Genomic DNA, 13,219 nt, shown 5'->3' on the forward strand with positions numbered 1-13,219 from the left:
GACGACGCACCCGCGCCGCCGAGCGGACCGGCTTCCACCACCTGCACGCCACCCCGGCCCACCCCCTCACCCCGAGGATCGGACCACCGGACGGCGACCGCACACGGCCACGCCGCGCCCGAAAAGCCCGTAAACCACAGGCACACACAGAGTTCTAGAGACGCTCCAGCTCTCCTCACCCGGCGACGAGCGGGCGGCGCACCCGGTACGGCTCTCCCTCCATGCCGGGCAACCGGCGAGCAGCGGCATGTCCGGGGAGACGGCCGCACCCGCGGTCATCCGGGCATCGCGGGAAGCGCGAAGACTTCCGCGTGTCGTGGTCCGGTCAGGGTCACCGTGCGGAGGTCTTCTGCGGGGTCAGTCCTCCCAGTGGTGGACCGCCTGGGTGGCGGTGACGTCGTCGGCGTAGACGAGCGCCACACGGTGGTCGTACTGGATGGTGTACATCTTCTTGCTGCCGATGACGACCGCCCCGCTGGAGGGGAAGCAGTCGTCGGTGGCGGTGGGCTCCGTGGCGGCGACGTAGGCCTGGCCCGCCGGGACGGAGTACATGTTCAGCGGTGCCTGCGTCGAGGCGCCCAGACCCGCCGGGTACTCCGCCTTGTTCCGGGTAGACCCGTAGACCGACACCGCGGTGGTGCCCGCTGGAGGGGCTCACGCGCGCGGGATGATGTGACGGTCGCGGATCCTGCGGCGAGGGCACCGAGAACGGCGGCGTTCACGAAGGCGCACAGAAGAAGCCATACGGCCCAGAAGCCGACGGCAGGCATCTCGCCCACCCTGCCGCCCTCAGTGCCGGGACCGAAGGGGAGGGCACACTCAGGAACGAGAGGGGCGCCGTGAGCAGCAGGGGGTCCGGGGCGAAGCGGCTTTCCGGGAAGAGGAACGCGCCTGCGACGGAGGCGGCGAAGACAGCCAAAGAGTCCCGGGCGAGCCAGTTGTTCGTGGCGAGCGCAAGTAACTCGCGCGAGCGCGCCTGACCGTGGACGACACGGTGCCGCAGCCGGTCCTCACGGAGGTCGCCCAGGAGATCGGCGGTGCCAGCGCCCGCGCGATCAACCTGAGCTGAGCCCACGGCCGGTCGTCGCCGGCGGGCCCGCCTTCCACCGGGGGATGCGGGCCCGCCCGAGCTCAGGGCCGGTGCCGCACGAAGCTGATGTAGGCGAACCCCTCGCCCGCGCGTGGCGCCCGGGTCCAGGACCGGGTGGTGAAGGTGCGGAGCCTGCCTTGGGTCAGCGCGAAGCGGGGGAGCGAGAGCCCGAGTTCGGTGTGCAGGGCCTCCAACACGCGCAGTTCGCAGTCCAGTTCAGTGTCCTCCGGGCGGAACAGCCGTGCGGGGTCCAGGGCCTGGGGTATCGCGCCGGAGCGCTGGATCTCCGTACCTCGCACGGTGAAGGCGTAGAGCTCCTCGCCCTGTTCGGCCACCGACAGGTGGAACGCGGCCGGGTGGTCACCCGGGGACGAGCGCCTCGCATCGCGCCACACCACCACCGCGCGGCCGGACGAGGAAGCGGCCGCAGCCGGGGACAGGAACAGCTTGTTCAGGTGGTGGTGGCAGTGGCCGTCGAAGGCGAAGGCCCACGCTTCGGCCGTGCGGCCGACGGCGACCACGGCCCGGTCCTCCCAGAGTTCCACGCCCTCCCGCTCGTGGGGCTTGGGTGCCCGCCAGGACGCCTTGAACGGATCCGCGGGCGCGCTCAGTTCGGCGCCTTCCTCGCCGATCAGGGCGGGCAGGCGGGATGGGTCGATTCCCTCGACCCAGACACAGCGGTATCCGTCGAGCGGCCGCCGGTTCGCCGCAGGCTCCGTCAGCCAGGCGAGGCCCGGCGGGTCGAGATCGGGCACTGGCTCGGGAGCGGGTCCCCTCTCCCCGGCCCGCGGTGTCGCGAGGATTTCCCGCCCACGCTCCGGGGTGATCAGCGGACCCAGGACCGGATCGGCGAGCAGGCCGATCGGGGCGATCAGCAAGGGACCCGGCGCCTCCCACAGCGGGAGCGCGTCCCGCAGCACCCGCCACGCGGCGTCGGTCGCCCCCCAGCGGGCCGACTCCCGGGCCTCGGCGACGGCCCGGCCCCAGGGACCGGGAGGCGCGTAGCGATGGGTGCCGTCCCGCATCGTGCTCAGTATGGCCTCGGCGGTCTTCTGGGCGGCCCCGCGGGCGGTCATCATCCCGAGCCAGTGGTCGTCCCCGCCCAGCCGCCATTCGCCGCGTGCCGGCGTCATGGCCTGCACAGGCAGAATCTCGGGCAGGTAGCGTGGATCGGCCGCCAGGTTGCCGTAATCCCGGGAGCTGTGCGGAGCCAGCAGATGCCGGAGCTGGTTCAGCAGGACGGCGCTTTGTGGCCGTCCGAAGGACAGCGCCTCCTCGAGCAGGGGCAGGGCCTCCTCGTACCGTCCGCGCAGGGCCAGCAAGCGGGCCTCCTCCACATGGGCGTCCTGGGTGCGCGTGGTCGCGTTCACGTAGTCGGGTCTCTCCACCCGGTCGGAGTGGAAGCCGCGGTACATGGCCTCCATGTACGCGCGGAACGACGGGTAACGGTCCGGCAGTTCGCCGCTCCAGCCCTTGTAGACGTAGAGCGCCCACTCGCCGTCCTGGTCGCTGTCGCCCGGGTCGAGCAGGGCGTACGACATGTCGGAGTCCGTCTCCAGCCGTAGCGCCCGTTGCCACATCCCGGCCAGCAGGACGTCCTCCCTGCGCGGGTTGTCGCCCAGATTCTCCTCGTACAGCGGGGTCATGTCGTACGGATCCTGGAACCAGTCGATGTCCGCGGCGCCGCCGAGCTGATAGACCCCGGCCGTCTGGTCCACATGCCACCCGTCGCTCACGGCCAGGAACTCCCGGTACGAGGGCGGCAGCCGCCGTCCCAGCCGCTCCTCGGCCGCGGCGATCGCCGCCTCGTCCGCCCCGGGCCTGCCCGGGGGGACGACGGTCTGCCCGTCGTCCTCGTCCTCGCCCGCGCGCGGAACCCACTCCTCCTGCCAGCGCCCCAGGAACTCATGCCAGTTGAAAGACTCGTCACTCATGGCCCGATGGTGTCACCCGGCACCGACAACGGTGTCGGCCCTGTTCTCGTATGAGCTACGGCCAAGTGGGCTCCTTCTGCTGCGCCTTCACCAGGGCGGCGCGCTGGGAGCGCTGGCCTTTGCCGACGCTGCGCGCAGCTGCTCTCGGCCGACATCGGGGTGCGCGGCGACCGTCGGTGTTGGCGGCGGGAACCTGTCCGAGGTCGCGGTCGGGTCAGTGAGGTTGCTGCGTTTGCGGTTGAATGAGCTGGGTGAATGAGACTGCTGTTCTGCGACTTCGTCAGGCCGTCCGGCGTATTCAGGACGCCACCCGTGACCGTGCCATCACGGGGCATGGCCCGGAGGAAGCCGATGACGTCGCCGGTACGTTCGCCACGGACGGCGCGCTCGGCTTCGATCCGTTCCCTTTTCTTCGGGCTCTTTACGAGGCCGGTTCGCACGCCGTGGTCATAGGCCAGGTCGCCGGCATCATGCACGGCTCGATAGAGCTGACCGGCGACCTCGACCTGCTGTGGGACGGTACGCCCGAGCAGGCGCACGCCCTGCGCGACGCCCTGACCGCCGCAGGCTGCACGAACCTGCCCGACCTGGACCGGCCTCAGGTGGCCTACCAGGTGACCGGCGCCAGCGGCGACCTGTGCACACCCGCCCTGCCCTGGGGCGACATGGACATCGCCCCCTGCCTGGCCCGGGCGGTGAGCACCCACGACCCGGCGGGCTTCGCCATCTGCTACGCCGACCTGGACGACCTGATCCTTATGCGGCGCTCCCTCGGCCGTCCCAAAGACCACCGTCGCGCGGACGAACTTGAGGTCTTGCGCCCCTGAGGAGCTTCGAAGCCCAGGTTCTCGCACAACTTCTCACCCCTCGCGCTGCGGCATCCCTGACGGGCAACCCACCGTCACCACACAAGATTGACGCTCCGTCAGGTCCTGAGCTGTCCCCGCCGTCCTGGGCTGGGACCGGTGACGGTGCTGGTCATGCAGGCCGACGTGTCCGGACTGCGGCCGCTTCTCGGACCACGACTCCTACCGGCGCAGGCTGAAGGATCTGCCTCTCGGTGGGTGGGCAAGGCGTCGTGATCCATCTGACGGTCCGGCGTTTCATCTGCGGCGCGGAGAACTGCCCGCGCCGCACGTTCGCCGAGCTGTTCGCTCAGCTGACCGCCCCGCTGCTGGAGGACTCCGGAGTCGAGACCGACAACCGGCACTCACCAGGTCTTGGTAAGACGCATCAGGCTTCCTGCGCGGATTCGTGGTGGGTGCAGCCGGTCAGTCCGGCCGCGGTCAGGGTGAGGTGCTGGGCCAGTACCTCGGCCGCGGTGTCGGCGTCGCGGGACAGTGCCGCCTCCTCCAGCCGACGGTGCTCGCCAACGTGGTCCCGGTTGGGGACGAGGCGCGCCGACCAGCGGCGAGCCAGCTCGCTCGTGGTCCACATCCGGTCGAAGGTCTCGAGCAGGACGGGGTTGCCGCAACCCTCCAGCAGGGTGCGGTGGAAGACCCGGTGGGCTTCGGACCACGCACCGCTGTAGTACTCACCCTCCCCTGGCGCGTACGCCGGGGTGCGGGCCAGACGGTGGTGGGCGGCTCGTACGCGGGCCTCCCAGTCGACGTCGCCGCGCTCGACGGACATGCGCAGCATGACCGGTTCGATGGTCCGGCGGGCCTCCGCGACCTCCTGCCAGCGGCGGTCGGAGAAGGCCGGGACGGCGAAGCCGCGGTTGGGCAGCCGGTCGGCGAGGCCCTCGCCGACCAGCCGCACGAGCGCCTCGCGCACGACGGCCAGACTCACGCCCTGTTCCTTGGCGAGGTCCTGCGGTTTGAGGGCGGCACCGGGAGCGTAGTCCCCGCGCATGATCGCGTCCCGCAGGTGCGCGTAGACCTGCTCGGAGAGCATCTGCTTCCCCGGTGCGGTCGAAGTGTGGGCCGTCTGAGTCATATCTCCATCATAGACGATCCAGCAGATAATCGATTATCGGTGCTATAGTCGATCTGGCGGTCGGTGAAAGGCGACGGCGGAGCCTCTACGCGACGCTGCGGTCCCTCCATCGGCCGCATCACCGCCATCCCACAGCACGGCCTGAAAGGAACGACGCGATGAGCGCCAACGACCCCTTCGCCCGCCTGCCCGAGGCAGCCTCCTTCACCGTCACCAGCACCACCCTCACCGACGGCGCCGCCTTATCGCCCGAGCAGTTCTCCGGCATCTTCGGCGTCCCCGGCGGCAAGGACGTCTCCCCGCAGCTGTCCTGGAGTGGCGCCCCGGAAGGCACCAAGAGCTACGCCGTCACCGTCTACGATGCCGACGCCCCCACCGGATCCGGGTTCTGGCACTGGGCGGTCGCCGACATCCCCGCCACCGTCACCGAACTGCCCGAGGGCGCCGGCGACGACACCGGCTCGGGTCTGCCCGAGGGCGCCTTCCAGCTGCCGAACGACGCCCGCGCAGCCCGCTTCATCGGCGCCGCCCCGCCGGCCGGGCACGGCCTTCACCGCTACTTCATCGTGGTGCACGCCCTCGACGTCGAGTCCATCGGCGTTGCGGCCGACGCCACCCCGGCCGTCCTCGGCTTCACCATGGCCGGCCACATCCTCGGCCGCGCGGTCCTGACCGCCACCGCCGAAACCCCCGCCTGACGAACAGCATGTCCCAACTCATCGACACCACGGAGATGTATCTCCGCACCATCCTTGAGCTCGAAGAGGAAGGCGAGATCCCCTGCGCGCCCGCATCGCCGAGCGCCTGAACCAGAGCGGCCCCACCGTCAGCCAGACCGTCGCCCGCATGGAGCGCGACGGTCTGCTGCACGTCGCCGGCGACCGGCACCTGGAGCTGACGGAGGAGGGCCGGCGGCTCGCCACGCGCGTGATGCGCAAACACAGGCTCGCGGAGCGCCTGCTCGTCTGAACAACGTCACAGCCACGCCTGACCCTTGGGCCACTCCATCAGCATCGTGCGTGCGGGCAGGACACCGTCCCACCGGTAGTGGCCGCCGCCCGTCTTCTGGGCGGCGGCCAGGGACTGCTTGCCCGCCGGCCGCGCCGTGAACACGGCGAACCGTGAGCTGTCCCGTGGCGGGAGTGCGCGCGTTACAGCTGGCCAGCAGTCGCCAGACGTCCTGGGAGGTCGTAGAAGTCGCCCCGCAAGCGCGACAGCGCCGTGAACGCCTCCCCTTCGTCGTTCGGGTGCAGCACACACGTCTCCGCGATCTCGGCCTGCTCATGCGCCCTTGGTCGGAGCGCATGAGCAGACCGAGATCATCCGCATGTCCGACGCATACCCAGGTGAGCGACCCAGTTCGAGGACTATTTCCAGGACTCTGAACGGCGAACCTAGCGGAAATCGTCCGCGTGCTCTTCCGCCCACGAGTGGAACGTGCGCGCAGGGGCTCCAGTGATCTCTTCCACCGTGGAGGTGATCAAGGTCGATTCGGGCCGCGTTTCAGCGCTGGCCAGCAGGGCTTCGACGAGAGCGGCTGGCCGACCGTCGGCGAGCATCTGCTCTCGTGCGACCTGTACGGAAACCTCCTCGAAGTGTGTCCGGCACCCGATGGCTTCCCCGATGCTGTGTACCTGCTCGGCTCTGCTCAGTACCTGCGGGCCGGTCAGGATGTGTATCGCGCCCACATGCCCGTCATCGGTCAGCGCATGCACCGCCACAGCTGCGACATCACGCTCGTGGATCACCGCCGTGGCGGCGATGTCGGGACCGCGAACGACGTGTGTGGTGCGGATCTGCTCGGCCCACCCTCGTGCGTTGGAGGCGATGGTGTTCGAACGCAGGACGGTCCACTCCAAGCCGGAACTTTCAATCAGGCGCTCCATATCGGCGTGAAGCTGGTTGATCGGATCGGTCTGCCGTTCGGCGTCCCCGTTCACGCCCGACGACGAGAGATAGACGACGCGGCGGGCATGCCGTCCAATCGCCTCCAGCACGACTGAGGCCCCTTCGGCCGTAAGAAAAGGCCAGATCAGAAACACTGTGTCGCTCCCCGTCAACGCCTCCTCCAGCGTGTCGGGCACGGTCAGGTCCCCGCGTATGGCCTTAGCTCCCTCCGGGAGCCTGGCCGATTCGGGATCACGTACCAACGCACGCACAGAGGCACCTGTGGCCAAGAGCTGAACGACAACCTGTCGGCCGACATTGCCGGTCGCACCCATCACCAGAATCTCACTCATGATCAGGTCAGCCTCAGCCCTACGGGGAGTATTCCGTACTCATCGGTCAGCGCACGCGCTGACCGTGGTGCGACCCGCGCCGGGGCGCCGCTCGACAGCTGCCGGCGGTGGCCAGGCTCAGGTTGCGTAGCGGGTGGACTCGATGTCCTGCTTCGGGCCGTGTGGAGCACATCGTCCACGGCGTCCACGAGCACTTCGACGCCGGGCCGATCTCGTCAGTCTCCACCTGGTGACCGCGCAACCGGATCACTGCCCAACCTCCGTTGTCACACTCGAGCGGGCAGCGGTGTCTTCATGTCAAACAGGTCAACGGATAAGGAACATCATGGCATTGCGCATTCCCAAGGCGGAGCTTCCCACCGAGATGAGCGAGAACATGATCAAGCAGCTCGGTGCCGTGCCCGAGCCCGTCGAGGTGGTGTGGCACAGTCCCAAGGTCGCCACCTCCAACCTGGAGTTCTCGGCCAAGCTGAGCGAGTGGGACGCGGCCGACGCGAGCCTCAAGTCGTTCGCGCACATGGCCGTCGCGGCCCAGGTCGGCTGCAGTTGGTGCCTCGACGTCGGCTACTTCCAGGCGCAGAAGCAGGACCTGGACCTGGCCAAGGCGAGCCAGGTGCCGCGCTGGCGGGAGTCGGAGGTGTTCACCCCGCTGGAGCGGGACGTCCTCGAGTACGCCGAGGCCATGACGAACACGCCGCCGACCGTCACCGACGAGCTGTACGCGGGTCTGCTGGAGCGGCTCGGCCCGGCGGCGATGGTCGAGCTCACTGCATACATCGCCTTCGTCAACATGGCGACCAGGAACAACAACGCGAACGGGGTCACGTCGCAGGGCTACGCCGATGCCTGCGAGATCCCGCTGGCCAAGCGCCCTGAGCCGTCCGGCGTAGCGTCGACGGCATGATCGAGGACCCGTTCGTCGCTCATCGCAGCCTGCTGTTCACGGTCGCCTACGAGATGCTCGGGTCGGCGGCCGACGCGGAGGACGTGCTGCAGGAGTCCTGGCTGCGGTGGGCCGACGTCGACCGGTCGCAGGTGCGCGACCCGCGGGCCTATCTTGTCCGCGTCGTCACGCGGCAGGCGCTCAACCGCCTGCGGGCGTTGTCGCGCAGCCGTGAGGACTACGTCGGCGAGTGGCTGCCGGAACCACTGCTGACCAGCCCTGACGTCGCGGAGGACGTCGAGCTCGCGGAGAGCGTGTCGTTCGCGATGCTGACCGTGCTGGAGACGCTCGGGCCGGCGGAGCGGGCGGTGTTCGTGCTGCGGGAGGTCTTCGAGATGCCGTACGGGGAGATCGCCGAGGTGATGGGCAAGTCCGCGGCCGCGGTGCGGCAGATCGCGCGGCGGGCACGCGAACACGTGGCGGCCCGGCGGCCTCGGGTGCGGGTCAGCCGCGCGGAGCAGCAGGCTGTGGTGGAGCGGTTCCTGGTCGCGTTGCGCACCGGGCAGTTGCAAGAGCTGATGGAGGTCCTGGCGCCGGACGTTGTCATGGTCGCCGATGGTGGCGGACTTGTGGCTGCCGCTCTGGCTCCGATTCACGGGGTCGAACTGGTGGCGTCGTTGCTGGCGCGGGCGCACCGGGTGGTGGCGGCTTTCGAGACGACGACCGTGTGGCTCAACGGCGCGCCGGCGGGCCGGATCGAGATCGACGGCGAGCCGTCCGCGGTGAGCCTCGTGGTGGAGGACGGGCGGGTCACCCGGATCTACGTGGTGAGAAACCCGCAGAAGCTGACGCAGCTGGATCAACCAACCGAACTCGCCAGGTAGACCAGTTGCGACTCGGTGATTGGTGGGTGTTCCGGGCGGTGACGACCGCCCGGAACACCCGGCCATCGAACAGGAGGACTCATCATCACCATGACCGACATCCAGGCCATCGCGGATCGCGTCGAGATCGAGGCGTTGCGCGGCGAGTTCACCGATGCGGGGGTGGTGCACGAGTGTGGCGGATGCCCTGCATCGCCGTCGAGTTCATCGGCCGGGAGGAGATCCGCGCTGCGATCGAGCGGCTGCAGGATGACTGGGAGTACTTCGTTCAGGCCTGCTCCCGGGCACGATCCGGATCGAGGGCAACACTGCGGTCGGCCGTAACTACGTCGCGGAGTTCGGGCGCATGCGCGACGGCGGTTCCCACCTGAACTACTCCCTCTACACGACCGCTACCTGCGCACCCAGGGCGGCTGGAAGTTCACCGAGCGCTGCCACGAGGTCCGGTGCTTCGACGCCACTGCGCCGGCGGGTTCGGTGCCTTACATGGCGCCCGGCCATCTCCGCGAGTCCTGACGGTCCTGGCCCTTGAAGATCAACCGCCTCCCCATCAGGAGTGACCCAGCATGTCCACCATGAACACGCTCAGCGAGCTGACTGGTGACTACGTCCTCGACCCCACCCGTACGCGGATCGGCTTCGTCGCCCGGCACGCGATGGCCAGCAGTGTGCGCGGGCAGTTCGATGAGCACGAGGGCAGTGCGCACCTCGACGGCGAAGAGCCGTCGAAGTCGAGCGTCCGGCTTTCGATCCGGGCGAGGAGTATCCAGACCCGCAACCGACGGCGTGACGCGCACCTGTGCGACACCTTCCTGGACGTGGACCAGTACCCTGCTCTTTTCTTCACCTCGACCGCTGTAAGACAGCTCGCCGACACAGTCTTCAGGGTCACCGGTGACCTGACCATCCGCGGCGTGACCAAGCCGGTCGCTGTGGACTTCGAGCTGACCGTCGCCGAGAACGACCCGCAGGGCGGCTACCGGGTCGGCTTCAAAGGCAGCGTCACGATCAACCGCAACGACTGGGGCGTGAACGGGAATGCCGCGAGCAGAATCCTGGTCAGCCCGAAGATGGTGCTGGAGTTCGACGTCGCAGCGATCCGGCGGACCTGACAACCCCTCTGCGGGCCGGAGGCGTCGCCCTGCCCGCCGGTCGAAAGGACGGACGCGATGAGGATCACCAAGTTCGGTCACGCCTGTGTGCGACTGGAGAAGAACGGCCGGGCGATCGTCATCGACCCGGGAGTGATGACTCCTGAACCTGATGCGCTGGCGGGGGCCGAAGCTGTTCTCGTCACGCATGAACACTTCGATCACTTCGATCCGGGGCGCCTGCGCGGATGCGACTCCGCCGTCTACACCTGCGCTGGGGTTGCTCGGCACTTGAGCGGGTTCGGCGAGCGCGTGAACGTGGTCCGCGACGGGGACAGCCTTTCCGTCGCGGGCTTCGAGGTGTTGGTGACGGGCGACAAGCATCACTTAAGTCACCCGGACGTGCCACCGGTCGACAACGTCGGGTTCCTGATCGACGGGGAGGTCTTCCATCCGGGCGACGCGCTCACCGTCGTCGACGTGCCGACGCTCTTGGTGCCTGGTCAGGCGCCGTGGCTGACGCTGCCCGACATGATCGGCTACCTGCGTCGGATGACACCGCGTCGTGCCTATGCCATTCATGACGGGCTCATCAACGAATGGGGCGTGAGAGTCCTGGACGACGTCCTGGCCAGTGAGGCCAGGCGGGCAGGTGCCGACATCCGGCGACTCCATCCCGGCGAGAGCGTCGAGCTGTAGAGGAAGACGGCCGGCGCAACGGCAGACGTGTTGATCTTGGTGACAGATTGCTTGGCGAGGTGACATCTATGGTGGCTCGGCACACTTGCAAGTGACTCCGACTGGAAGCAGCCCTCCGTACGGCACGGGGTCCTGGCCCGAGTCGCGGTTCGACCGGATCGCGGCCGTCTGTTCGTTCCGCGCGGTCCCGCCGGCTCTCCTCGCGCAGGCCCGCCCGAGTGGGAGTACCCGCAGCTGCCCGGCCCGCCGCGGCCTTCATGATGCCGCGATTTTTTGGGGGAGTCCTGTTGGAGGGGCGGTGTCAGTGGCCTGGGTGGACTGCACGTCCTTAAGAAACGTCTTGCATGACTTTCTTGTTCTGGGCGGTCGTTCGGACCTGCGCGGCTTGCCTTTGACGGAAGCGGTCGGAGAGGAAGTCGACGAACAGTCGGACGCGGGCCGGGCTCTGGTCGTCCGGCAGGTGCAGGGCGTACAGCAGTTGGTCTGGCACCTCGGTGCCCGGCAGCACGCGCACCAGTGAGCCGTTGGCCAACTCGTTGACGATGTGGCCGACCGGTAGCAGTGCAATCCCGCGGCCGGCCAGGGCCGCCTTGCGGAGACTGAGATAGCTGTTGGCCGAGTAGACCGGGTCGCTGATCTTCAAGTGTACGTCGTGCCCGCCCTGCCGAAGGTGCCAGATATGGTAGTTGGTGTTGACGATGCAATCATGGTCGGTCAGTTTGGTCGCCTCTGTGGGCTGCCCCGCGCGCCGCAGGTAGTCGGGTGACGCGCACAGCACGAAGTCGAGATCGGCGATCTTCCGCAGCATGACGTTGCGGTTGCGCACATGACGGGTGGGGTACGTCGCGTCGCCGGCGTGAATCGCCACATCGAAGCCGTGCTCGAGGAAGTCATAGGCGCGCTCGGACGTCCCATTGACCTCGAACCGGATATGGATATCCGGATAACGGGCGGAGAACTCGATGATGGCGTCGACGACGTCCTTGTTGCCCATCCACTTGGGGCCGATGATGGCCAGGGGGCCCTCGAGCTTGTCGTGCATGTTGCCCAATGCGGCCTGTTCGCAGTCGATTTCGTTGATGATGCGTGTTGCGAACTCCGCGTACCGGACTCCGGCGGCGGTCAGGTTGATGGTCCTGGTAGTGCGGTTGACGAGGCGCACCCCCAGTGTCCGCTCCAGCTCGGCCACATGACGTGATATCAGCGAACCCGAGATGCCTAGCTTGCGGCCGGCCTGGCGGAAACTGAGGGTCTCCGTTACGCCAACGAAGCTGCGCATGATGGTTAGCTGGTCCATCTCACTCCTCGGCCATGAGGACATCCCAGGTCATGTGACCATGCCCCGGTCTTTCCGTCAACATCCTGAAACATTTGACGCTCCAGGCAGATCACCGAGCCGGGTGCCGCTGCTCGAACCGATGCTCACCGCGATCGATAGAACACCGTGGCGAATGTAGTCGTGTGCGCTTCTCGCTCGCCGCGAACGTGAGCGGGAGTACCGGCTGGGTCCGGTCCAGTGCCTGGATCTGCGTCTTCTCGTCCACCGAAAGGACGACCGCGCCGCCTGGCGGATCCAGTACAGACCGCCCATGTCGGCGACCTTTTCCGCGAACGCAGGGTCCTTGGAAACCTTGAAGGTGCCCGCGCGGTGCGGCGCCGTTTCTCCTCGCGCCAGATCCGGGCGATGTAGTGCCCGGAAAGCGTGATGCCCTCGACCCGCCTGAGATGAGCGGCCAGTTGGCGCATCGACCAGTGCGACAGCCGGGTTTCAACGGGCGGGACATCCGGGTCAGCGATCACTCGCGCACGCACCGGCGCTGGCACCTGCTCGCGTCCGCCACCCCGACGCTTCTCCTCCAGACCGGCCAGGCCCCGCTCGGCGTAACGCGTCTCGCACCGGTCCACTGTCCGGGCGAGATCCCTGCCAGTTCCGCGATATCCATACGCCGCCGGCCCTCGGCGGCCCACAGCACGACCCGCGCCCACAGCACGGCATCGACCGGGACATCCCGGCTACTCGCCAACTCCCTTAGTTCGGCGGCCTGTTCATCGGAGAGGTCCATGTCAGGCCAACTAGCCAATGGACCTCACGTGACACGAACAAGATCACGAGACACTAGGGTGCAGTGGTCATTTCACGCGCCCTGGAGGGCGCTTGAGTTCAGGCCAGCCCATGAGGGTTTTCAACGTTGTCGCTCCAGGGTGAGGGCGGCTTGGGCGACGGTGGTGAGCCGGCTGGGGCTGCAGCGGGCGTGCCGGAAGATCCGCCAGCCCTTGAGGGTCGCTTTCGATTGGCTGGTGCAGGCGTGCGTGGGCCTGGTTCAGCGATTTCTGCTTGACGGTGTGCTCCTGTTCGGGCTCGCGTGCGCGGGGGTGGCGACGGTGCCGTTGGTGCCGAAGCAGGCCAAGCCGGCCAGGACCGGGATGCGCCGGCGCAGGCAGGTGGGGATGCCCCCGTGA

Annotated in this window: 12 protein-coding genes and 2 pseudogenes; 7 read left to right on the forward strand and 7 right to left on the reverse strand. The window is 68.2% G+C overall.

Translation table 11 applies throughout. The features are described from left to right. Window positions 1-357 precede the first annotated feature (357 nt). Window positions 358-630, reverse strand: a complete 273-nt coding sequence (locus ABT114_RS27340) for a hypothetical protein (RefSeq protein ID WP_351145533.1) — start codon at window positions 628-630, stop codon at window positions 358-360. 501 nt (window positions 631-1,131) lie between these two features. Then, entirely contained in the window at window positions 1,132-3,024 is a 1,893-nt protein-coding gene (locus tag ABT114_RS27345; RefSeq protein WP_351145534.1) for an SMI1/KNR4 family protein, read from the reverse strand. 251 nt (window positions 3,025-3,275) lie between these two features. On the opposite strand from ABT114_RS27345, the gene ABT114_RS27350 reads away from it, so the two are divergent. After that, complete coding sequence (locus tag ABT114_RS27350) at window positions 3,276-3,851, forward strand: hypothetical protein (protein WP_351145535.1); 576 nt, start codon at window positions 3,276-3,278, stop codon at window positions 3,849-3,851. Between the two features lie 406 nt (window positions 3,852-4,257). On the opposite strand, the gene ABT114_RS27355 is transcribed toward ABT114_RS27350, so the two are convergent. After that, entirely contained in the window at window positions 4,258-4,962 is a 705-nt protein-coding gene (locus ABT114_RS27355; RefSeq protein WP_351145536.1) for a GntR family transcriptional regulator, read from the reverse strand. A gap of 158 nt (window positions 4,963-5,120) precedes the next feature. Between ABT114_RS27355 and ABT114_RS27360 the strand changes: the two genes are divergently transcribed. Both ABT114_RS27360 and ABT114_RS27365 read left to right on the forward strand, forming a co-directional pair. Beyond that, the gene (locus ABT114_RS27360) at window positions 5,121-5,660 is read left to right on the forward strand and encodes a YbhB/YbcL family Raf kinase inhibitor-like protein (protein WP_351145537.1); all 540 of its coding nucleotides are present in this window, start codon (window positions 5,121-5,123) and stop codon (window positions 5,658-5,660) included. A gap of 8 nt (window positions 5,661-5,668) precedes the next feature. Then, window positions 5,669-5,928, forward strand: a pseudogene (locus tag ABT114_RS27365) (metal-dependent transcriptional regulator); the annotation flags it as partial. A gap of 21 nt (window positions 5,929-5,949) precedes the next feature. Here the strand turns inward: ABT114_RS27365 and ABT114_RS27370 are convergent. Beyond that, window positions 5,950-6,090, reverse strand: a pseudogene (locus ABT114_RS27370) (IS701 family transposase); the annotation flags it as partial. Between the two features lie 266 nt (window positions 6,091-6,356). Next, on the reverse strand, window positions 6,357-7,202 hold the full coding sequence (locus ABT114_RS27375; protein ID WP_351145539.1) for an NAD(P)H-binding protein: 846 nt from the start codon (window positions 7,200-7,202) through the stop codon (window positions 6,357-6,359). Between the two features lie 325 nt (window positions 7,203-7,527). Here ABT114_RS27375 and ABT114_RS27380 point away from each other — a divergent pair, with 325 nt between their 5' ends. The 4 genes from ABT114_RS27380 (at window position 7,528) to ABT114_RS27395 (ending at window position 10,759) form a co-directional block, all read left to right on the forward strand. Further along, window positions 7,528-8,106, forward strand: coding sequence for a carboxymuconolactone decarboxylase family protein (locus ABT114_RS27380; protein WP_351145540.1), 579 nt, complete (start codon window positions 7,528-7,530; stop codon window positions 8,104-8,106). Then, window positions 8,103-8,969: an RNA polymerase sigma-70 factor gene (locus tag ABT114_RS27385; RefSeq protein WP_351145541.1), complete on the forward strand. Its 867-nt coding sequence runs from the start codon at window positions 8,103-8,105 to the stop codon at window positions 8,967-8,969. The genes ABT114_RS27380 and ABT114_RS27385 overlap by 4 nt, the downstream gene beginning before the upstream one ends. 566 nt (window positions 8,970-9,535) lie before the next feature. Then, the gene (locus ABT114_RS27390; protein WP_351145542.1) at window positions 9,536-10,081 is read left to right on the forward strand and encodes a YceI family protein; all 546 of its coding nucleotides are present in this window, start codon (window positions 9,536-9,538) and stop codon (window positions 10,079-10,081) included. Between the two features lie 57 nt (window positions 10,082-10,138). After that, a complete protein-coding gene (locus ABT114_RS27395) occupies window positions 10,139-10,759 on the forward strand; it encodes an MBL fold metallo-hydrolase (RefSeq protein ID WP_351145543.1) in 621 nt (206 codons plus the stop codon). Between the two features lie 328 nt (window positions 10,760-11,087). Here the strand turns inward: ABT114_RS27395 and ABT114_RS27400 are convergent, their stop codons facing one another. Together ABT114_RS27400 and ABT114_RS50620 are read right to left on the reverse strand one after the other, a co-directional pair. Further along, window positions 11,088-12,056: a LysR family transcriptional regulator gene (locus ABT114_RS27400; protein ID WP_351145544.1), complete on the reverse strand. Its 969-nt coding sequence runs from the start codon at window positions 12,054-12,056 to the stop codon at window positions 11,088-11,090. 125 nt (window positions 12,057-12,181) lie between these two features. Beyond that, window positions 12,182-12,745, reverse strand: a complete 564-nt coding sequence (locus tag ABT114_RS50620; RefSeq protein WP_502988400.1) for a helix-turn-helix domain-containing protein — start codon at window positions 12,743-12,745, stop codon at window positions 12,182-12,184. Window positions 12,746-13,219: the final 474 nt, after the last annotated feature.

Origin of the sequence: Streptomyces sp. NPDC002088 (assembly GCF_040296605.1) — a bacterium.
Classification (GTDB): domain Bacteria; phylum Actinomycetota; class Actinomycetes; order Streptomycetales; family Streptomycetaceae; genus Streptomyces.

What these genes read in the sequence shown, in the direction of transcription:
- ABT114_RS27345 (WP_351145534.1), bottom strand. Translation starts at nt 3,024, where the DNA reads ATGAGTGACGAGTCTTTCAACTGGCATGAGTTCCTGGGGCGCTGGCAG.
- ABT114_RS27380 (WP_351145540.1), top strand. Translation starts at nt 7,528, where the DNA reads ATGGCATTGCGCATTCCCAAGGCGGAGCTTCCCACCGAGATGAGCGAG.
- ABT114_RS27400 (WP_351145544.1), bottom strand. Translation starts at nt 12,056, where the DNA reads ATGGACCAGCTAACCATCATGCGCAGCTTCGTTGGCGTAACGGAGACC.
- ABT114_RS27395 (WP_351145543.1), top strand. Translation starts at nt 10,139, where the DNA reads ATGAGGATCACCAAGTTCGGTCACGCCTGTGTGCGACTGGAGAAGAAC.
- ABT114_RS27355 (WP_351145536.1), bottom strand. Translation starts at nt 4,962, where the DNA reads ATGACTCAGACGGCCCACACTTCGACCGCACCGGGGAAGCAGATGCTC.
- ABT114_RS27390 (WP_351145542.1), top strand. Translation starts at nt 9,536, where the DNA reads ATGTCCACCATGAACACGCTCAGCGAGCTGACTGGTGACTACGTCCTC.
- ABT114_RS27385 (WP_351145541.1), top strand. Translation starts at nt 8,103, where the DNA reads ATGATCGAGGACCCGTTCGTCGCTCATCGCAGCCTGCTGTTCACGGTC.
- ABT114_RS27360 (WP_351145537.1), top strand. Translation starts at nt 5,121, where the DNA reads ATGAGCGCCAACGACCCCTTCGCCCGCCTGCCCGAGGCAGCCTCCTTC.
- ABT114_RS27375 (WP_351145539.1), bottom strand. Translation starts at nt 7,202, where the DNA reads ATGAGTGAGATTCTGGTGATGGGTGCGACCGGCAATGTCGGCCGACAG.